The sequence below is a fragment of the Mesorhizobium sp. M8A.F.Ca.ET.165.01.1.1 genome (assembly GCF_004792065.1).
GTDB lineage: Bacteria > Pseudomonadota > Alphaproteobacteria > Rhizobiales > Rhizobiaceae > Mesorhizobium.
On the sequence record NZ_SRTH01000011.1, the window covers coordinates 86,392 to 106,565 of the forward strand.

Annotated in this window: 18 protein-coding genes and 2 pseudogenes; 6 read left to right on the forward strand and 14 right to left on the reverse strand. The window is 61.7% G+C overall.

What is annotated here, in order from left to right; translation table 11 throughout:
* Positions 1–224: 224 nt before the first annotated feature.
* The 7 genes and pseudogenes from EN808_RS24995 to EN808_RS25025 all read right to left on the reverse strand — a co-directional run bounded on the left by EN808_RS24995 (position 225) and on the right by EN808_RS25025 (position 8,192).
* A pseudogene (locus tag EN808_RS24995) lies at positions 225–2,693 on the reverse strand (S8 family peptidase).
* A 17-nt stretch (positions 2,694–2,710) separates the two neighbouring features.
* Positions 2,711–3,697 carry an ATP-binding protein gene (locus EN808_RS25000; protein ID WP_126057775.1) on the reverse strand — a complete coding sequence of 329 codons (987 nt, stop codon included), beginning with the start codon at positions 3,695–3,697 and terminating at the stop codon, positions 2,711–2,713.
* Positions 3,698–4,052: 355 nt separating this feature from the next.
* Positions 4,053–6,023: a relaxase/mobilization nuclease RlxS gene (rlxS, locus tag EN808_RS25005; protein ID WP_024505648.1), complete on the reverse strand. Its 1,971-nt coding sequence runs from the start codon at positions 6,021–6,023 to the stop codon at positions 4,053–4,055.
* Positions 6,024–6,201: 178 nt separating this feature from the next.
* Positions 6,202–6,885, reverse strand: coding sequence for a lytic transglycosylase domain-containing protein (locus EN808_RS25010; protein ID WP_024505647.1), 684 nt, complete (start codon positions 6,883–6,885; stop codon positions 6,202–6,204).
* On the reverse strand, positions 6,873–7,421 hold the full coding sequence (locus EN808_RS25015; RefSeq protein ID WP_024505646.1) for a S26 family signal peptidase: 549 nt from the start codon (positions 7,419–7,421) through the stop codon (positions 6,873–6,875). The genes EN808_RS25010 and EN808_RS25015 overlap by 13 nt, the downstream gene beginning before the upstream one ends.
* A complete protein-coding gene (locus EN808_RS25020) occupies positions 7,418–7,687 on the reverse strand; it encodes a helix-turn-helix domain-containing protein (protein ID WP_024505645.1) in 270 nt (89 codons plus the stop codon). The genes EN808_RS25015 and EN808_RS25020 overlap by 4 nt, the downstream gene beginning before the upstream one ends.
* Positions 7,688–7,868: 181 nt before the next feature.
* Entirely contained in the window at positions 7,869–8,192 is a 324-nt protein-coding gene (locus EN808_RS25025) for a DUF736 domain-containing protein (protein ID WP_024505644.1), read from the reverse strand.
* Between the two features lie 1,010 nt (positions 8,193–9,202).
* Here EN808_RS25025 and EN808_RS25030 point away from each other — a divergent pair.
* The 3 genes and pseudogenes from EN808_RS25030 to groL all read left to right on the forward strand — a co-directional run bounded on the left by EN808_RS25030 (position 9,203) and on the right by groL (position 11,627).
* Entirely contained in the window at positions 9,203–9,550 is a 348-nt protein-coding gene (locus tag EN808_RS25030; RefSeq protein ID WP_063169239.1) for a hypothetical protein, read from the forward strand.
* A 62-nt stretch (positions 9,551–9,612) separates the two neighbouring features.
* Positions 9,613–9,906: pseudogene (gene groES / locus EN808_RS25035) on the forward strand (co-chaperone GroES); the annotation flags it as partial.
* Between the two features lie 65 nt (positions 9,907–9,971).
* Entirely contained in the window at positions 9,972–11,627 is a 1,656-nt protein-coding gene (groL, locus tag EN808_RS25040; RefSeq protein ID WP_126057772.1) for a chaperonin GroEL, read from the forward strand.
* A 157-nt stretch (positions 11,628–11,784) separates the two neighbouring features.
* Here the strand turns inward: groL and EN808_RS25045 are convergent, their stop codons facing one another.
* The gene (locus EN808_RS25045) at positions 11,785–12,786 is read right to left on the reverse strand and encodes a zincin-like metallopeptidase domain-containing protein (RefSeq protein ID WP_126059319.1); all 1,002 of its coding nucleotides are present in this window, start codon (positions 12,784–12,786) and stop codon (positions 11,785–11,787) included.
* Positions 12,787–13,397: 611 nt separating this feature from the next.
* Here EN808_RS25045 and EN808_RS37135 point away from each other — a divergent pair.
* The gene (locus tag EN808_RS37135) at positions 13,398–13,967 is read left to right on the forward strand and encodes a hypothetical protein (protein WP_245454735.1); all 570 of its coding nucleotides are present in this window, start codon (positions 13,398–13,400) and stop codon (positions 13,965–13,967) included.
* A 6-nt stretch (positions 13,968–13,973) separates the two neighbouring features.
* Here EN808_RS37135 and EN808_RS25055 read toward each other — a convergent pair whose 3' ends face one another.
* On the reverse strand, positions 13,974–15,173 hold the full coding sequence (locus EN808_RS25055; RefSeq protein WP_306462679.1) for a cation:dicarboxylase symporter family transporter: 1,200 nt from the start codon (positions 15,171–15,173) through the stop codon (positions 13,974–13,976).
* 707 nt (positions 15,174–15,880) lie between these two features.
* Between EN808_RS25055 and EN808_RS25060 the strand changes: the two genes are divergently transcribed.
* Positions 15,881–16,270: a hypothetical protein gene (locus EN808_RS25060; protein ID WP_024505560.1), complete on the forward strand. Its 390-nt coding sequence runs from the start codon at positions 15,881–15,883 to the stop codon at positions 16,268–16,270.
* Positions 16,271–16,459: 189 nt separating this feature from the next.
* Here the strand turns inward: EN808_RS25060 and EN808_RS25065 are convergent, their stop codons facing one another.
* From EN808_RS25065 to EN808_RS25070, 3 genes are all read right to left on the reverse strand, one after another.
* The gene (locus EN808_RS25065) at positions 16,460–16,705 is read right to left on the reverse strand and encodes a hypothetical protein (RefSeq protein ID WP_063169243.1); all 246 of its coding nucleotides are present in this window, start codon (positions 16,703–16,705) and stop codon (positions 16,460–16,462) included.
* A gap of 174 nt (positions 16,706–16,879) precedes the next feature.
* Positions 16,880–17,014, reverse strand: coding sequence for a hypothetical protein (locus EN808_RS37660; protein WP_256754986.1), 135 nt, complete (start codon positions 17,012–17,014; stop codon positions 16,880–16,882).
* Positions 17,007–17,477, reverse strand: a complete 471-nt coding sequence (locus EN808_RS25070; RefSeq protein WP_245454734.1) for a hypothetical protein — start codon at positions 17,475–17,477, stop codon at positions 17,007–17,009. The genes EN808_RS37660 and EN808_RS25070 overlap by 8 nt, the downstream gene beginning before the upstream one ends.
* Positions 17,478–18,076: 599 nt before the next feature.
* Here EN808_RS25070 and EN808_RS37140 point away from each other — a divergent pair.
* Positions 18,077–18,325: a DUF6074 family protein gene (locus tag EN808_RS37140; protein ID WP_063169245.1), complete on the forward strand. Its 249-nt coding sequence runs from the start codon at positions 18,077–18,079 to the stop codon at positions 18,323–18,325.
* A gap of 366 nt (positions 18,326–18,691) precedes the next feature.
* On the opposite strand, the gene EN808_RS25080 is transcribed toward EN808_RS37140, so the two are convergent.
* Both EN808_RS25080 and EN808_RS25085 read right to left on the reverse strand, forming a co-directional pair.
* Positions 18,692–19,324, reverse strand: a complete 633-nt coding sequence (locus EN808_RS25080) for an acyl-homoserine-lactone synthase (RefSeq protein WP_126057769.1) — start codon at positions 19,322–19,324, stop codon at positions 18,692–18,694.
* A 92-nt stretch (positions 19,325–19,416) separates the two neighbouring features.
* A complete protein-coding gene (locus tag EN808_RS25085) occupies positions 19,417–20,136 on the reverse strand; it encodes a LuxR family transcriptional regulator (RefSeq protein ID WP_126057768.1) in 720 nt (239 codons plus the stop codon).
* Positions 20,137–20,174 lie beyond the last annotated feature (38 nt).

The following is a 20,174-nucleotide window of genomic DNA, read 5'->3' on the forward strand; positions in this document are numbered from 1 at the left end:
GCGATGTCTCGGCCGCCTAAGCAGACGCGCACCTCTCCGTAGACGCAGGGGGCGCGGCTTGTGGGCGTGACCATGGGCGCCATTATGACACGCTTGGCCCGCTCCTTTGCCGGCCTATCGTCCTCCGCGCATGATCCCGTGCCGACGTGATGATCCAGCACCAGCCGCCATGGCACCAGAGGCTGGTCAAACCTCCGTTGTTGGCCGGTTTGGACAGTGCTGCATCAGGTCTCGACCGACGTCTCGACAGTCAGGGCTGCTTCGACGGGTGTGAAGATGTCAACATCGACCCCAGGCGCCCGAATCGTCACAATCAGGGCGTACCGAGCCAGAGCGTCGACGCGTTCCAGGTAAGGCTTCTCCTTCCACCAGCCCCCGACCGGGAACACGCCGATCGCGTCACGCTCGGCGAGATCGGCGGCGCTGCCCGACCAGAAATCGGCGTGCAACGAGCCGCGATCGCGGAAGGTGCCGAGCAGCCACTCTTCTCCGCCTCCAGCAGGCGCCCCTTCCTCCTCGTCCCGAGCGGCCTGATTGATGCGGGCTCGGAATTCGTCGACTGTCTCGGTCGCTGACTTTACTCTGAACCGAAGACCATGGGACGCGTAACGATGCCGGCGGGTCCATCCGCGTTCACCGGGGTTGGGTTCGATGAAATAGGACAGCGTGACGCGGAGCTCGACCTGGGCAGCGCCGAGCGCCGCGAGCTGCTCCTTCGGCCAAGGCAGGCGATGCAGCTTCATGTCACGCGTTTTGGCAGCCGCGCCGCCCTCGCGCTGGAAAGGCTGAAGCTCATCTTCAACGATAAGCGTGAGGTCGTTCACCGTTGACAGAAGCGCGCGCCCAAGATCTGGCACGCCGTAACCATAGCGCCGCACGAGCGCCTGGATCTCGCCCTTCGCTCCGTTGCACGCATCGATGCGTGCGCGCATCGCCGGAGTCCATTCGGCCGAGTGGACGATCAGGGCGCGAACCGATTCAGGCCACAGCTCGGGGCGCGCTGATAGAATTAGTCCCGCCATCCGTGCGGCATGGGCCGTTGCCGCGCTCGTATCTCCGAGGGTGGTGAAGTGGCGCAGTTCGGGTCGACAGAAAGTGGTCAATATCTGCAGATCGTCGATCGGCTCGCCGGGCAACACACCGTCATGGGCGAGATTGCCGCCTTCGAAGACGACCTCGGGCTTCACCGGCCACTGCCTGTCCCAAACGACCGAAGTGCGACTGCGCGGCGAGAGCTCGCCGACCGGCGCGATCGGAGCGTAGCCCGAAAAGTCGGTGTCAATGATATCGACCTTTTCTGTGAAAGCGCCGACCGTCAGCGCATTCCAGGCCTGAGAAGGATCATCGACTGCTTCCAGATCGTTGCGCGTCAAATGCTCGGCCGGCATGAGGTCATCGCCGATGTTGCCGGCAGAGAGAACGATCAAGCGTCGCTGTTCCTCTTCGAAACAGAGTTGGTCGATAGCGGCAGACCACGATGTGGGCCTTCCACGCGCCGGACTGGCGCTTGTCACAGCCATTGCGATCGCGCGGCGGCGCTCCGGCGCCTGCACCTCGGCGCGGGCGATCGCTTCCGCGGTGATCGCGCCATAGAGTTCTGGATCGTTTGCCTCGTCTTCTGGCGGAAGGATACGAACACTCTCCAGCCGAAAGGGCAATGGAACTGGATCGCCTCCGACCAGGAGCGGGACCAGATCACCGTACAGGCCGACACCTGCCATTCGCGTCCCGTGGCCGCTCCACGCAGGTGTGTCGTCGCTGCCCCATGCCGGTTTGACGGTGTGCCAGTCTTAAACGGCAAGTGCGGGTTCGATCAACGGGTGGGTGCGACGCACGCCGCTGTCGAGAATGCAGACCGCAATATCGGATTGAGGCGGTCTGACGCGCCCGAGAAGCTCGTCGCTCCAGTCCCTTTGCTCCGCGCCGCCAAGGCCCAGGAAGAAGGACGGCGTATCCTTCGCGCGCCGCAGCTCGGCGACGACATCGCTGTGCGCAATCATGCGGTCGAGCATTGCCGTGCTGGCGAGGGCCAGCATGACCACCCGCTCCGGAAACCTAACCGCATGCGTGCGCAAAGTGATGTTCAGGGCTTCGGCAATGTGCTCGAAGTTCTCGCGGCGACCGTCGCGCAGCCAGACTTCCCACCACACCTGCTCGTCAGCGGCCTGGGGGAAGAGGTCGTCGTGGTCGGTAAACAACGATCGTGCAGTCGCCAGCCTGACTGTCTCCATGCGGGAGACGAGCGGCTCGTTGCGCGGTCTGCCGCGGTCAGTATCAACGTCTCGATACGCCTCGACTTTCCGCAAATAATAGGCTTGCGCGCTTTGCGGCAGGAACACCGACGCTGTGATGGGAGCACCGGGTTGAGTTGGCTCATGGACGGCGACCAGCTCCATGTGCTGGCGACGATCGGCCAACTGGTCGAGGGCCGCCCGTCCGGACATGGGCAGATCGATCGCGAGGTAAAAGCCAGGCGTGCCGACCGACAGCTGGGGGTCACGCGCCGCAATCTGCTGGCGTGCACTTTCGACCGCTTGTTCGATGGATTGCGTCAAGGCCGCAGCATGCGACGCCCGATCACGCGCCGGCAGCGGCGGTGCATGTATAAGTTGGTTGGGCCGCCGATAGGCTTCCCGAATGCCGTTGTTGCGAAGGTGGATATGGGCGCGGTCGCGCGGAAAATCGTCTGCCATTATGATCTGTGCTGTCGCTACTCAAACAGCGACGCCTGCCGGCGTTCCTTCAGAGCGTCGATGAGCGCTTCCGAGGTGATCCGCTTCCCCCCCCGCAATATGATGGTTTTTGCAGCGTCGTCGGCCGCGCGCGTGATCTCGGCCTGCGACAGTCTCTCTGCCTGAGAGATCGCCTCGTTCCAGGCAAGCCCTCTGGTGTCGAAGCGGTCGAGTCGAGCCCGAAGCAGCGCCTCTATAATCGGCCGATCGGGCACGGCGTATTCGATGACATCGTCGAAACGGCGGAACAAAGCTCTGTCGAGCAGCTCGGGATGATTTGTTGCCGCAATAATCAGGCTGTGGCTGTCGTCTTGCTCGAGAAACTGCAGAAACGAATTCAGCACGCGCCGAATCTCGCCAACATCCTGGCGTTCGCCTCGACGCGCGCCGATGGCATCGAATTCGTCAAAGAAGTAGACGCCCCGCGTCGCCTGCATTGCATCAAAAACAAGCCGCAGCTTTCCGGCAGTCTCTCCCATGAACTTGGTGATCAAACCATCGAGGACGATCGTGAAAAGGGGCAGATGAAGCTCCCCGGCCAATGCCGATGCGGTCATCGTCTTGCCTGATCCTGGCGGGCCGACCAGAAGCAGTTTGCGACGGGGAACAAGCCCGTGCTCGCGCAAGCTTGCTTGTTGGCGCTGCTCTCCCAGCACGCGGTGCAGGCGCGAGCGCAGACTGTCCGGCAAAATCATGTCGGTCAGTCGCAGGTCCGGATAGCGCACATGCAGGAGCCCTGCGAGCTCGCCCTTTGGCTGAAAAAGGGGAACCGGCCGACTGCTCTTGACAATCCGGGCGTCCCTGCTCTTGGCTGCGTCGACCAGATCCTTGAGCTCCTGAGCAAGCTTACCATGGCCTTGACGTGCCTCATGCGCAGCAAGCTGCATCGCGATAGAGAGGAAACGATCCTCGTCGCCGGCAATGTGGCTTTTAAGCAGCGTCACGATATGGCGGGCCGTGGTCATGGCTCTCTTCTGGGGTATCCGTTTACTTGGCGAAGCGCATGCAACCTAAACGCTTTCAACGGCGATTTGTATCGCGCAATGGTGTTTTTTCTCTTGTCGATGTTCGCCCGTGGCAACTTCAGCGGTGAACTGTTGCGCCGCGGTCATAGGCCAGCCGGAATAACGCCGGCCAGCAGACAACAGTCCGCATCTTCGAGCGCTCGAAGTCTGGCCACTCACGCAGCGTGTCGGGTCCGAACGCTCCAAAGCCGCCCCGCCTGGCAGGTCCATGCGACCGATTGCGGGCGTGCGGCCATAAGGTCTACGCGGGCTCGCATGGCTGCCCGCGCCGCTGGCTAAAAAGCTGTACACCATCTCACGAAACACCAGGTCCGCTCCTTTGCCGGCCGACGGTCCATGAAATCCCCTCCCCACTTACGACACCGGAGACCTCCTTGCCCACATGGCGCTCAAGCACCGGCCGCCATGGCACCAGCGTGAACTCGCGCGACTTTTCAACGACGGCATATTTTCCGCTGGCAAGCTCGACGGAGCGGCGGAGCGTACCCTCTACTCGTCCTCCGGATCGCGCTTCGGCATAGGGCAGGCCAAGTTCCTCCGACAGTTGGCCAGCAACACGGTTCAGTTCTCGCTGGCGCAGGATCGAAAGCATGTTGGCTCGATAGACGATCCCATCCTGTTCTTTATGCGCGAGGCCTTGCGCGATCAGCCACTGCCGCCGGCGAGCTTGCGCCTCTCTCACGTCGCGGCCGAAGCCGGATCCGTGCAAAGGCTCGGGTCTATCGGCAACCAGCTCCCGGTCGAGCCAGGTGGCGCCGTTGAAGCTGACCTGTCGCTCCAGCGCCATTGAGGAGAGCTTGTCGGCAACGACAGGCTCGGCCCTGGCCCGCTGGCCCTCATAATTCGCGACGCGATCGAGATGGTCCGGCGCGATGAGCCAGGTGCCGTTCGGCTCTCGCTCGACGCCGCCGGTCGCGCGGCGGATCGCCTCCAGCCGCCGCACATGCGTTCGCGCAAAGCTCTCGGTGGCGGATGGGTCATGCTTCAGGTGCATATCGACGTCGTAACGGCCGCCATGCGCGGCGGCGATTTCGGCGATGGTACGATCGACCTGCCTCGGCTCGGTGTTCCTTGGCGCGACACGCACGATGCAGCCATTAGGCATCGTTTCCATCGCCTCGCCTCTACCGATGTTGATCCAATGGCTCTTACCGTCGACGGCGTCGACGATCATGTAATGGCGGTCATTGATCTCGTCGGCCAGTCCACGCGCGACAACGCGACCGACGAGAGACTGGACGGGCTCGCCGGATCGATCGTGGATCACCCAGTCGGCGGCCCTGCGGGCAAGCCCCTTGCCGGTCAGTTCGCGGTGCATGGTCTTGATGATGTCGCCGCGTTCGCCGGTGCGGCGCAGCGTGGCTTCGAGCTCATCGTCGAGGCGCCAGGAGCCAGCGCCGACCTCCGCGGCCAGACCCATCCGCTCGAGCTTGCGCAGCCGTCCCTGGTGCAGCGTCTGGCGAATGGCGTCGGGACCGCCCGGCGAGACCAGGCCGTCATCATCACGCATGCTGAGCAGCCGACGGTCGATGCTGGTGAAGCGTTCCTGCTCCATTTCCCGGCGCAGGCGAAGCTCAATCTCGCGGTCGGTTCGCGGACCGAGATCGAGGCTGACCAGCTCGGCCGCCCGCTCGCGGATGCCAGATGAGATATATTCGCGCGCGATGACCAGGTTCTCGCCACGGTCGTCCCTGCCACGGACGATGATGTGGCTGTGCGGGTGGCCGGTGTTGAAATGATCGACCGCGACCCAGTCGAGCTTCGTGCCGAGGTCTTCCTGCATCTGCGCCATGAGCCGCCGCGTCAGCGCCTTGAGGTCGTCGTACTCGATGCCGTCTTCGGCAGCGACGATGAAGCGGAACTGATGGCGGTCGCCGTCCGCGCGATCGATGAACGCCTTGCCGTCGACGCGGCCGCTGTCGGCGCCGTAGAGCTCGCCAGGTTCACCTTCGCGGGTGACCCCGTCGCGCTGAAGATAGCGTAGATGGGCACGCGCCCCGTCCGCGCCCTTGCCGGCGAGCTTGACGACCCGCGCCTTGACGATCACCCGGCGCTGGCGGAAGGCGGCATACCGGTCGCGCGATTTCAGCAGTGCGGCGGCCGCCCCGCCGCGCCCTGTCCGGCTTCCTGTGAAGCGACCACCGCGTTGCGGCCGGCCGCCAGCCCGGTTGATCGCCGCACGAACCTGGCCGGCATAGCGTTTGCCGGCCTTCGAGCCGCGCGACCCGATTTTGCCGAGCTTCGGCCTGAACTCGTCATCCTTAATGCGAGCCTCCCAGACATATCAAGCAAAATCAGACACTTACACGTCAAACCCTCTTGGCACCGGCGGCAGCCTCCCGGAAAAACGATGTGCAGACAAAGATTTAACCGCCTCCTGGAGGCGGTACCTTTATCTTGCCTTCCGCGCCCAGCCCCGCCAGACGCGCCCCCGTCCGCCATGGCTAACGCACCGGCTCCTTCGGCTGCGCGCCGTCCTTGCCGAGCGGCACGAAGAGATCGCCGTTTCGCACGCCTGAGTGAACACCGTCATGAATGAAGAACAGCGACCGTCCGAGAGGAGCGATTTGCGCCTTTGGAGCGACAGATTGGCTTTCGAACGCCTCGATGTCGGCCGCCGAAACTCCGGCCGCCTTGAGTTGGTCGAGGTACTCGACGGTCTCTTCTGGCAGCGGTTTGCCACGCTTCAAATGCTCGTCGTAGCGCTCGGGACCGGCATTGTAGGCGCCAAACAGGCCAGGAAATCCGAAGCGGTCATACATGGCACTGAGATAGGCCGTGCCGGCCAGGATATTGTCGCGCGGATCGTGGGGGTTAGGCCCAAGGCCGTGTTCGACCCGCATCTCTTCATAGGTGCCGGGCATCACCTGCATGAGGCCCATGGCGCCAGCGGGGGAGGTGATGGGGCGGCCGCCGCGCATTGTCTTGCCGCCGCTTTCGGCAGCCATGACGGCATAGATCCAGGCTTGGGGAATATGGAAGCGCCGGCTTGCTTCCGATACCAACGTCTGCCACTTTCGCAGCTGCGGACTTTGGGAGATGGCGACCGGCTCAGCGCCGGTCGAGGCGGAACAGGCGCATGGCGCAATGGCGATCATGCCCAACAAGAGGAGGGTCACTCGGTCCATAGTGGTACGAGCCTCCCGATGACATTTTGAGTGGGAACAGGCCCGAAATAGCGGCTGTCGAAGGAGCGGTTTTTGTCGCTGCCGAGCAGGAAAACCTCGTTATCCCCGAGCGCTCGGCAGCCGTTCCACCATGGCAAAGGTCGGCCTTCGGCGTCGATTTTGAGCCGGCGCGCGACGATGTCGCCGCCGATGATGATGGCGTCATTGAAGGCGCAGACATTATCGTCCGGCAGCGCTGCAAGACGTTTTGCCAGCGGCACATTGCGAGGCAGATAGCTGCGCTCGGCGGCGAGATACGCCGCGTATTCAGGCGGGCGCACGAGCACGAGATCGCCACGCGCCAGCGCTCCCGCAGCGATGCGGTAAAGGCCGATCGGCGCGCTGGCCGAGGCGTTCCAGACCAGCCAAGGGGCGGGCTTTCCCAGCGCCGTGAAGCCCAAAAGACCGAGACCGGCCGCGGCCAAGGCGACCGTCTTACGGGCTCGAACACGCCTCAGGCGGCTGCCGATCAGATGGATGGAAGGGCGCCGCCTCATGAACGGCCTCCCGTGCCGCCCTGGCCGGAACCGGCCTTGCCATCGCCGGCGATGGAGTGCTGCGGGTGTCCTTTCGACCAATGGTCGAGTTCGTCGATGTGATAGCGGACATAGCGGCCGTGCTTGCGGAATTTCGGGCCGCCGCCCTTGAGCCGCATCTTTTCGAGCGTGCGCTGGGAGAGCCCGATATAGAAGGCGGCTTGGGCTGTGCTGAGAAACGGGCTGCCCTTTTTCGCGCGGGCCGCGCGTTCGTTTTCGTCGTCCATGATGATCCTCGTTTCGCTTCGGACAAGCGAGGGCGAGGATGGGCGAGGGAGATCGTCTCGGGGACGGGCGAAGAGTCGGGGGAGAGTTTTCGCCGCCCTTTAGGGCGGACGGGGTTTGGGTGGAACTCCTGGGAATGAGCCCCGCGCCGGGGCTGCGGCGCGAGGCTCTTATCTCGGCCGGTCAGTCGGCCGGGTTCCAGATGATGGCGTAGGTGTCGTGATCGTCCTGGCCGGCGGCTCGGCCGAGATTGGCGTAGAGCTTGCGCGGTCCGAACTCCGGCGCTGCAATCGACAGGCTCACATAATCCTTGCCGGAAGTCTCGCCGGTGCGGATCCAGCCAGCGCCGACTTCGACCCCTTGCGTAAGCACCCGGAAGTCGGGATGGTTATCGGCGCTCTTGGCCTGGTTGGGGACGATATCGATGTCGGCGCGGACGCTGAGCGTCTTGAACTGGCCCTTGTAGGCGCCGTTTTCCTGCTTGTTGACGTAACCGATCGCGGTCATTTCGAAGTCTCCTTTTGTGGTTTCGCCGGGGACCATCCCCTGCGATGGCGCACCGTAATGGGCGCGTCAGGACCGCCTGAATCCGACAGGGCCGCAGCGACAGTGAAGGACCCGAGCGGGCAGCTTTTTTGTGAGCGAAGCGGCGCGAGGAAGCCGCCGCAGGCGGCGGGGAAAAAAGCTGATGGCGCGAGGGTTTCGGGCGGCCGGACCCGCCCATAGGTCGACAAGCCAGCCGCAGGGATGGTCCTTGGAGAGAGCATGGAGACCGCTCGCCAAGTGCGGTCTGTCAGCCAAGCAGGACGCCGGGATGAAACGGCCTGCAAAGATGCTGCGCCCTTATGCCGGATCGAGATCGTGCCAGCGGGTCGGGCGCCAGAGCAGACATCCGGCATGGTGCGATCTATGAAAGCAGGGCTCGCCAGCGGGAATTTGATACGCGAGGGGGCCAAAGTAAGGCTGGATGAGAAGCCGGTGCTACCTGCAGGTCCAGTGTCATGTGGCGGCGCTCGGGAAACCGCTACGCAATGTAACGCGCTCTTATGAGGCGAACAGACCGGCCCCAAAACCGATCGACCGGTGGTCGGCGCGAAACGCGTCATGCCTGTCCGAAAGCTGACAGTGGCAGAAGACGCATGTCGGGTTCCGCACAATTGACCATGCTGGATTTGTGAGGTTTTCAGGGAGAGCCATGCGTTCACTTCCCAGTGAGCTTTGGCACGGCATTTGCTCTTGATGTGGCAACACGGATCGAAGGTTGACTGCATGCACAAGCGCGAGATGAGCAATGCTCTCCTTTCCTGGAGGCTTGGCAGCAGATTCGATTTGACGTTGCGAGGAGCTTCAGCCGCTCGCGGCGGAAGTGATCTCAAATCTGAAGGCACCGTTGGGGCCGCAGCCATCAAACACATCTTTCTCTTTTTCGCAGCTCGTCTTCAACGCGATGCGGACTTCTTCGCGTCGACGGCGGCCGAAGGTGGAGAAGGGGCTCGACTTGCAAAAAGGAGTTGTCAATGACGTCTTACGTTCGCACCAACAGCCCGGCGCAGGTGCGCTCACTGTCCACCTTTGGCAAGCATCTGCAAAGGAGCGTGCTGACGGCGACGCTGCTTGCCGCGGCTTCGACGGGAAGTGAAGCGCAGCCCTATGTTCGTGCTGACGGCAGCACGACTGACGACTTGGAAGCGGCGCGAGCAAGTTGGCGTCATGACGCCGAATTCAATGGAAATGTGGGGCTCGCAGCCATCAACGCGGATGCCGCGTATGCGTTGGGTTCCACCGGGGAGGGGGCCAGAGCTCCTCGCCTGCCCTCGTCCGTCTTGACGAGTGCCCGCTTACAGCCTACCTCACTATCGCGTTAGCACTCGTCCATCGCGAGTGCTAACAAAAACCCCTCAACAGCGCACCAGGGAAAAATCCGAAAATGGCAAAGTCGAAGTTCCGCCCGCTGCATGACCGCGTGGTCGTTCGCCGGGTCGAATCCGAATCCAAGACCGCTGGCGGGATCATCATCCCCGACACGGCAAAGGAAAAGCCGCAGGAAGGCGAGATCATCGCTGTCGGCTTCGGCGCTCGTGACGAAGCTGGCAAGCTGGTCCCGCTGGACGTCAAGGCCGGCGACCGCATCCTGTTCAGCAAGTGGTCGGGCACGGAAGTCAAGCTCAATGGCGAAGACCTTCTGATCATGAAGGAATCCGACATCATGGGCATCATCGGCTCATATCAGGCCCTTTCGTCAACTGAATTCCCGGGCTCGATTGAAGCCCCTGCCAGGAGCTAAAAATGGCTGCCAAAGACGTAAAATTCTCCCGCGATGCCCGCGAGCGCATGCTGCGCGGTGTCAACATCCTCGCTGACGCGGTGAAGGTCACGCTCGGCCCCAAGGGCCGCAACGTGGTCATCGACAAGTCGTTCGGCGCCCCGCGCATCACCAAGGACGGCGTCACCGTCGCCAAGGAAATCGAGCTTGAGGACAAGTTCGAAAACATGGGCGCGCAGATGGTCCGCGAAGTTGCTTCGAAGACCAACGACATCGCTGGCGACGGCACCACGACCGCGACCGTTCTGGCGCAGTCGATCGTCCAGGAAGGCCACAAGGCCGTTGCCGCCGGCATGAACCCGATGGACCTGAAGCGCGGCATCGACCTCGCGGTAACCGACGTCGTTGCGACCCTGATCAAGAACGCCAAGAAGATCAAGACCTCCGAAGAGGTTGCCCAGGTCGGCACCATCGCCGGCAACGGCGATGCTTCGGTCGGCAAGATGATCGCCGAAGCGATGCAGAAGGTCGGCAACGAAGGCGTCATCACGGTTGAGGAAGCCAAGACCGCCGAGACCGAACTCGAAGTCGTCGAAGGCATGCAGTTCGACCGCGGCTACCTCTCGCCCTACTTCGTCACCAACGCCGACAAGATGGTTGCCGAGCTCGAGGACGTCTACATCCTCCTGCACGAGAAGAAGCTGTCCAACCTCCAGGCCATGCTGCCGGTTCTCGAAGCCGTCGTGCAGACCTCGAAGCCGCTGCTCATCATCTCGGAAGACGTCGAAGGCGAGGCTCTGGCCACGCTGGTCGTCAACAAGCTGCGTGGCGGCCTGAAGATCGCCGCCGTCAAGGCGCCGGGCTTCGGTGATCGCCGCAAGGCCATGCTGGAAGACATCGCCATCCTCACCGGTGGCCAGGTCATCTCGGAAGACCTCGGCATCAAGCTCGAGAACGTCGGCCTCAACATGCTCGGCCGCGCCAAGAAGGTGTCGATCTCCAAGGAGAACACCACCATCGTCGACGGCGCCGGCAAGAAGGCCGAGATCCAGGGCCGCGTTGCCCAGATCAAGCAGCAGATCGAAGAGACCACTTCGGACTACGACAAGGAGAAGCTGCAGGAACGTCTGGCGAAGCTCGCCGGCGGCGTTGCGGTGATCCGCGTCGGCGGTGCGACGGAAGTCGAAGTCAAGGAAAAGAAGGACCGCGTCGATGACGCCCTCAACGCGACCCGCGCGGCCGTCGAAGAAGGCATCGTTGCTGGTGGTGGCGTCGCGCTGCTGCGCGCTTCGGCCAACATCAAGGCCACCGGCGTCAATGCCGACCAGGCCGCCGGCATCAACATCGTGCGTCGTGCGCTTCAGGCTCCGGCCCGCCAGATCGCGGCCAACGCCGGTGCGGAAGCATCGATCGTTGCCGGCAAGATCCTTGAGAACAAGGGCGCGACCTTCGGCTACAACGCCCAGACCGGCGAGTATGGCGACATGATCGCCATGGGTATCGTCGATCCGGTCAAGGTTGTCCGTACGGCTCTTCAGGACGCGGCCTCGGTCGCCGGCCTGCTGGTCACCACCGAAGCCATGATCGCGGAGGCTCCGAAGAAGGAGTCGGCTGGCGGCGGCATGCCTGGCGGCATGGGCGGCGGCGGCATGGGCGGCATGGGCGGCATGGATTTCTAATCCAGCTCTGGCAGCTTTCGCAACGAGAGGGCGGCATCAATGCCGCCCTCTTTTTTTGCGAACCTCGGTCCGATGAACGATCGACGCCAACGCCGGCCATCGGCGTTAGGGCAACCTCAAAAGAACTGTCGAGTTGGTTGCGCGCGGCTTTGCGTCATCAGAGGCGCAAGGCGGTCGCGTGTGAGGATTGCGCGCTCCCATAGGCGGTTTCGGCATGTGCCTCGCCTTCGACATCGACATTGCGGCCAAGCAGGAAATCGGCGGCTTTCGAGGCATGGCTTGCGGCGCGGAAGATGGCGCGGTTGTCCTCGCGCAAAACCGTCAGCCATGAGCCGATGTAGTCGGCATGGCGCACGCTCGGCTCGATGCCGAGACTGCTGCAGATGAAGGCTGATGCGATTTCGGCGACCAGTTCCTCGCGCGCATAGGTGTTGGACCCGAAGGAGCCGGACAGGTCGCGCGCGAGTCGCCTCGGGTGGCCGGTCCAGTGTCCAAGCTCGTGAAAGCAGGTCCGGTAATAGTCGATCTGGTGGAAGAAAGCCGGCTGCGGCGGCACCTGTATGGTGTCGCTGCCGGGCATGTAGAAGGCGCGCTCGCCGCCGATGCGAAAATCAGCGCCGGTTGCATGAATGAGCGCCTCGGCCTGCGGGACCATCTCGCGCTCAGGCAGAGGCTCGCCGGCGGCGTAAAGATGTTCGGGCAGATTATCGCACTGCGCGACATCGAAGACGGTGAAGCGCTTCAGGAAGGGCACCGCCTGCGGTTCGTCGCCATCGGTGTCGGCGCGTTGCTTTTCGTTCTTGGGAACAAAGCGGTCAGCGTGAACGATGGTGGTGCCGTGCTCGCCCTTCCTGACATTGCCGCCAAGCGAAAGCGCCTGCCGGAAGGTGAGCCAGTTCTGGCTGGGGAAACCGCGCTCGATGACCGCGCCCCACAGGATCAGGATATTGATGCCGGAATATCGGCGCTGGGTGGCCGCATTCCGCGGCAGGCCGAGGCCTGTCCTTGCCCTGCCCCACGGCTTGACCCATGGCACGGTGCCGCGCTCCAGTTCGGCAATGATGCGGTCGGTGATTTCCTGATAAAGGCTGGCGCCGGTGCGCCCGCCACTGTCTGCGCCAGCCTGTCGGCTGCCGCAACGTTTGTTGTTTGCACGCATCGTGATGTCCTCCGCTCTACAATCGCGCGCCCTCCCCGGAAGCGGGGTGGGCGGCAAAAGCGACCGGAAAGGCCCGCCGTCGGAGGCGGACTGCATCAGCAGGACCGGAACGGAGTGGAGGACCCGAAAGCGACAAGCGAAGGGTTGCGGGACGCCGCGGCGGGCCTAGAAGGGAGTGCTGCCCACCCTGCGCCAGGGGGAAGGCCACAATAGAAAGACGCCGGCCGACAGGCCGGCGACCGTCAGCAGCCGAAGGCTGCCCCGCGCCAGGGGGCGATGCCGCAGGGCCAAGACCGCCTGAGCTTGCCGAAGAAAAGCGGGCTCGGTTCACGAGCACCCGGCCAGCGACTTCAGGCGCGGGCGCTCAGGATTGTTGTTGGCGCCCACGGCAGCTGGATGACCGCAACAAGATTACGAGGAGCGACAGCAAAGCCAGCTGCCACAAACGGCACGCTCCGGCAACAACAGCGTGGCCGGTCTACAGATGCTGCCCCGCACGAGAGCCAGCACGCTTTGAGCGCGCATCGGCGATGCAAGCGTTGCAAGCTGGCCATGTCCACAAGGTCGGCGACCACTATATCGCCGACCACCAACGCGGGCGTACCGTCTAAGTGCAGACCTTTCGCGAGTGCGCGGACCGCGCATTTCATCTGCGATGGCCGGATCTTGCATTCCCGCTTGAGCTGCTCAACGTCAAGGCCTACACGCGCTGCGATCTTGAGAGTGACCCTTCAACTGGGGGAAATCATAAGGGCGCGGTGGAATTCGTCGAACTTTCCCTGTTTTCTCGAGGCGAGTGCGGCGAAGGCTGGGAATTGGGAATCCGGTCCCAGGACCGGGAACTGTTTGATCACAAGCTTCAGATTGGGTTCATGCTTGAAGGCTTTTTGGTAGTTGATATCAGCCAGTCTGCAATGCGGACAGTTGTGGTAGTCATTGAATATGACCAGAACGGCATCGCCTTGCGGGTTGCCGGCGATTGGCGAAGGAGATCGTTGTCGAATGCGCCGCTCCACTTTTGCCTGTCGGTCGACCACGCCTGCCGGTGCAGGTTCGCGCTATATTGGCTCGCCAGCAAGGCGAGGAGTAAAAGAAGAGCTGCGACAGTGATGGCAGTCGGCTTAGACATGAGTCTCCAATCCATGGACGGCGTGGCAGCAACGGCCGCCTTTTTGGTGTAAAATGGGTCAGTTTTGATCGTGCCCCGCAGTTGCTACAGGCGCACAGGTGCCGGTGCGATCTGGCGGTTTCTCAAATACGGCTTTGCGCCATCGGGTCCACCCCAATAGCTGAGCGTCGTTCGCACGGGGAATTGTGTTCACCACGCCGGGCGACTTGACCGTCCACCGCCGGAGCGCTGAACGGTCCGCTAGTGAGGCGCTCCCCGAATCGTCGTTTATCCCGCTCGCCCCGGACCGGGTGACAGCCAGCGTTGCCGCTACGCTGCGGAGAAAAACCGTCAGCGCGTGGCATTCGGACATAAGCTGATCGACGCCAAGAATAAGCCCCACGGAGGTGACCGGTGCGGCCGGAACAAGAAAGAGCGTTGCAGCCATTGTGACGAGGCCTGCACCGGTAATGCGGGTTGTTCCGTTCGAAGGGAACAATGCGACAAACAGCATGAGGATCCGGCAGCCGATCGGGAGATCAGTTTTCGTCGCTTGGGCGATGAAAAGGGCGGCGAGCATCATATTCGTGCCGTCCAGATTGAATGGAATGAGACCCACGACCGAATGCGTGGCGCCGGCCCTTTCCATCTTCTCCATGAGCGAGGCCAGCGCGGCCTCTGAGGAGGACATTGCGAGCAGCAGCTCGTCCTTGATGTATCGGACGAGAGAGAAGAGCGAGCGGCCGTTGTAGCGGCAGACCGCGCCGAACAGGACCGAGAGGAACAAGACTTGCAGGATGTCGCCTTCCGCGAAGGCATTGGCAATCGTTGACGGGATGATGTTCATCAGGAAGCTGGTCACGGACTGCTCGTGAGCCGTGGCCACATAGCCCTTAACGGCTTGGACATCGAGCGAGGCCGGATCGATGTTGAGGCCGGCGCCAGGCTGAACGATATTCGCGACAATCAGCCCGACAACAAAAGCGAGCGTCGAAAAGGTGAGAAAATAGACCATCGCCTTGGCGGCAACTCGGCCGACCTTCTGCAGATCGCTCATGCCGGCAATGCCGGTCGCCATTGTCAGGAAGATGACAGGTACGGTGATTATCTTGACGACATCGACGAAGGCATCGCCGAGCGGCTTCAGGCTGTGGCCGGTCTCCAAATGGAAATAGCCGATTGCGGCACCCAGGATTATGGCGGCAAGTACCTGCACGTAGGTCCGGGCAAAATGGCGCTTGCGGGGCGCTGCGATCGCGCGGGGAACTCTTGGAACCAACACCGTCTCTCTCCTTGACCGGATCGGGGTGGGGCTCCTCCCTCTCCCATGCAGTGCTCCGGTCGAACGCTGCGCCCACTTCGGCGCAAACGATGTGCCAAATAGCAAAGAGGGGAAAACGCGCAGGACCTCACGCAATGCTTGCGATTCGCTCTCCCACACTCGTGCAGTGGTTGCCTGTCGCAACTATGGAAGGGTCGATTCTTGGGAACTCCAAAGGCCGCTCTTTGCGTCGAGCAGCTTGGCTGCCTGGAAGGTTCCCTCTTTGCCTTGCGGTCTGCGAGCTGAGTCCAGATCGTCATCATTTGGCTGCGCGCCGCACGGGGCTCGAAAGATTCAATCGAGGACGGGTCCTCTTGGAAAACGGGGGCAGCGTTGGTCAAGCCCTTCCACCCTGCTGTCCCAATGGTGTTCAGAAGCTCAGTTCACGATCAAGCGATGGATCAGCGTCATCTGGCGTTTGCGCCATCGCGGCGGCGTTGCAACGGGTCTGCCAAAGATGAGAAGGCCGCGAGGCAGGGTCCGAGACCTAGACTCCAACCTCATAGCGCGCTCGGCTCGCGTTCGGAAGGTTCGAACCGCAGCACGATCAGGTGGCGACACCGTTGGTCGGAACCGGAACCCGACGAATGATCGTTCGTGACCGACATCTGTGAACAAGCAGTATGTGTCATTGCAATCACCACCCGTTGCGCGGAAATGCCCATATGGCCGTGAATGAACTGGATTTGGTGATTTTCCAGATGGCGGTGGAAAGCGTCCGCTTGCTCTCTTCAAGCTTTGATGAGAAGGCGGCTGAGATAGCCACGAGGAGCCGTGGTAGCCTTCTTTTTGACGTGCGGGTGGACGGTGACCTGGAGGTCCAGCGAGTCGCAGCCATTGGATATCCAGGCGACAAGATCGGTGTGGTGGCATTGGACCGAGAGGGCCTTGTTAGCTGTTGTTGCCTAGTCAATGGCACCTTCTCACCTTTCATTGCACCGTTGGAGAACTGGACCAGCATGCCCCTTTCGATGCAGGCCCAGATCGATGTCACAGGCTATGCGAGGCTCCTTCTGGCCGCCTTGCGAAATGCTGGACATATGCTGGACAGGTAGCATCGCGATGATGTCTGTGATGAGATGGTGCAAACGGCTGGATGAGGCGATCGCTTGCTGGCAGCTTTGGCAACAAAGCGATCGGTGAGTTCGCAATGCTGGAACACGTCCTTTAGACTCTGCAGTTAAGTTAGCGGACTACCATCTGACGAATGCCCTCTGACAGTCTGCATGGCGCGGCATGCCCTCTTAGGAATGCAGCCGTGGTTCTACACCATCGGCTGTTTTTGTGTCGAAGGCGACGGGCACGCCATGAACGAAGGAAGCGGCCGCCAACAGTTCCTCCAACTCGCGGTCGGTGGCCTTGCATGCCGGCATTAGTGTTCGGATGGCGCGGATCGCCTGCGCCATGGAGAGAAAGCGGACCCTTCCCCTGGAAAGGACATAGGCTTCTGCGGCTTTTTCGACGGTGACGGTGTGAAACGAATTGGTCATGACGAATTCCTCCCTGAACCCTGACCAACCCGACTTATGGCACGAATTCGACCGCCTTCAAGCCTATGTCCGATTGCGGACAATAGCTGCGATTCGTTCAAAACCGCTGATGCTTTTGGGCGACCTGGTGAGGGGCAAGGAGACGTCGGCTGAACCCGTTTCAACCGACATGCTTCAGGCAGCGGCCAGGCCGAAATAACGCTGCTCCTCCTTGTCATAAGCGCCATGTGTGAGCTTTATCAATCCGGCACGGTCGATGATCGTGATCTCGCCGCGCTTGGCGTGCACCAGTCCTCGATACTCAAGCATTTGCAGGGCCGTGGTGACCCCGGGCGGTGGGCGCGAGCATGGTCGCCAGAAATTCATGCGTCGGGAGGATCTTATCTCCTTCCGCACGGTCGTGGACCATCAGCTGCCAGCGGGCCAGCCGTTCTTCGATCTTGGAGTGGCCATTGACCAGTGCCGTCCGGCATGATTGGACGAGGAACGCGTGGGCATAATCCAGCACTGAGGTGCGAAGCGACGGGCTAATCGCAGGGCGAAGGTTTTCAACCGGCAGGCGCCAGGTAGTGCTTTCCTTTCCGAGAATGACGGCAATTCCTTTCATCCCGTCATAGCCGACAATGCCGACTTCACCTTGCCGCCCGCCGGTCATGGTGGCGACCACCGACGCGATGCCCCTCTCGGGAAAATATACGTTCTTGATCGGCTGATGCGCGACCTCCAACTGGTCCTTGATGCCCGGTTCGACGTGATGCAGCGATGGTCGCAAAAGCGCGAAGTCCTGCGGGGTGAGGGCTTCAGCACCTGGTCGCGAAAGAGGGATCGGGCAAGGCTCTCTTCCAACGGGGCAAGAGCGCGTACGTCTTACTGTCGGCTGCACCGAAGTAAATGCCGGCCGATGCCAAAGCATAGGCTTCGAAACGCGCGATTGCAAAGCCCTGTCGGGGCAGTGCAGTCATGCTAGAAGTCGCGCCGCCTACGATAGGCAGCGGATGACATGATTCCCTTCTGCGGCGGCCACCAAGAACGGCTCGGGCACGCTTTAATCGTTCATACACAAGCTCGCAGGAATGTAAGCAGCGGAACAATCGGGTGATTCGTACCGCCCTGCCCTTTCAGAGATCAAGTCATTGGACGTCAATTCGGCTGGAACGCCTCGTCGAACGGCCCAGGAAAATGCAGCCGGATGAGCAATGGTGGTTCACCTTATGTGCGGTCCCGGATATGCGGTCCGGCGGCTCATCTCCCAATAGCTTGTCGATGGGGAAGTGGAACTCGTCATGTCGCCGCGAACCGTCACCGCGCTAGCGGGGCTCTTTTGAAGACGCCGGTGTTTTTCTTTGTGGAACTGAATCTGTGAGGTGATTGATGCATGAATCAAACATTTGCGTATTTCCGCTGCATCGGCGACGTATATTGGTCGAAAGTATCGCCCAGGCCCTCGAGACCAAGAACGGCGAGGCGGCGAGTGCGTTCTGGCGCTGTGCTGCCAAGAAAATGCTCATTCAATTGTCCGATGTAGGAATTGCGCCAGAGCTCGCTGCGCAGGAGGTTGGAAGCCTTCTTCATGCGGTCTTGGACGACATGGCCAACCGAACGGTAATGCACAAAGCATAGGCTCGGGCGCTGTTGGACCGCGCGTCAGCTCGGGTCCTTATCAGGGGACTGCTCCGACTGGCCGACGGTCCGGCCAAACCGGCATACCGGCAAAGGTTTGAGGTTGCGATCGCTCACGGCGGCCGGTCCAATATTCTAAGACGACCTCAGAAGCCACGTTGGCTTCTTTGGACGAAGCGGAGGGGCGCCATTTTGGCGTGCTCACGCTGGACTGCGGGTTGCGCCTACGGAAATCCAAAGTCCGGCCGCGCGAGCCAATCGACCGGAACAGTCGAAAGCTCGTGGGGGCGGGTCCGCTCACCCTCACGGCGGCGGTGGCGGCCGTGAGCAGACTTAACTCAAGTCACGGCTGAGCATCCGCAGGCGCTATGCCGATTGGATGAGAACTGGTTGCCACAACACCGGCCCGTTGAGGCGTCCCCTCCAGCGGATGCGCAAGAGACTGGCGTAGGAAATATCGAGGAAGCCGGCGACTGCCTCGGTGTTGCCGACCTGCTTGGGCTGTCCGATACGTGACAACGGCCAGGTGGCGAGACGAAGGATCCTTTCGATGCGCGTATCTGTCACCGTTACGATCCCGGAGAGATTGTTGGCCAAGCCGAATTCGATGATCCCCGCGAAGAGCTCGTAGGTTGCTTGGGCCAGGCCGCCAGCTGCCTTCGGCGCTGTCGCAGGGAGATCGAGCGCGAAACGACTACTCTCCCAGATATCGGCACTCGCAGGGACCACCATCTCATCCAGCAGCGTCGGAAACGTATCGCGCAACATTGTCGGTCCGGTGGTCGGCAAAAGGCGGACGCAGCCGCAAGTTCGCCAATCGGACCCCTTGAGAAGCAGGTAGACGGGGTTCAGGCTGTCAAACGGGTCCGTTTCCATTTCGCCTTCGGTCTGCACTTCCCAATCGAGCCGCTTCTTGAAAACCCGATACCTAAGTCCGTGCATTTCCTTGAGTTCGCTCGCAAACTCGGCGTAGCAGTCGGGTGTTATCAGCTGCATCATTGTCGTCTCCGTGCGGGATGTGTCCACGCAATCGAAGGGCAAAGCCGTCATGAATGCAGCCTGTAGACCTTTACAGCTAGACTTGGAGAGGATCAGGATCTCGCCCGAGCAGCCATCCGCACTACGGCCTGGTTGATGGTTCGCACGCCAAGCTTCGCCTTGGCGTTTTCCTGATGGAAGGTCACGGTGCGTTTCGAGACACCGAGAATCTGGCTGATATCCCAGGCCGACTTGCCGCACGCCGCCCATTTCAGGCACTCGAACTCCCGCCGGGTGAGCGTTATGCCATCTACCACGCAATCTTCGGCGAGCCTGCGCCGGGCATGGATATGAACGTTGATCGCAACCAGTTGCATTGCTTTTTCGTAGCGCGTCAGCGACCTCAGAAATGGCGGATGCGCCTCGTTGGAGGCGAAGGTCAGTGCGGCGAACCGGCCGCGATGATCATGCATCGACATGGTCAGTCCGCCGCGAATGCCGAACTCAGCTGCTTTTTCCAGGACTTCCTGCTGAGAGGTCGGCAAATAACGGTGATCGCGGTCCACACCCCAGTCGAAGGTATCCCAGCCCCGCAGTCCCCGCAGGATCACGGGATCCACGCTGTGGTAGCGCTGTTGCAGGTAATGTGATGTCCATGATGATGGATAATTCGAGATCAATCGCGGCCTGTCGCCGGAAGCGGATGGGTAGGTGAAATAAGCGAAGAGCGGAAAGTCGAACCCGGCTGCGGCGGACGCCATTGCCTCATGGAGATCGACGGCATCGACGCTTGCAGAGAGTTGCTCGACCAAGGTTTCAAATACGCGATGCATCTGCGCTTAGCGTACCTCGCGGAGGTTGCTGGAAGCCG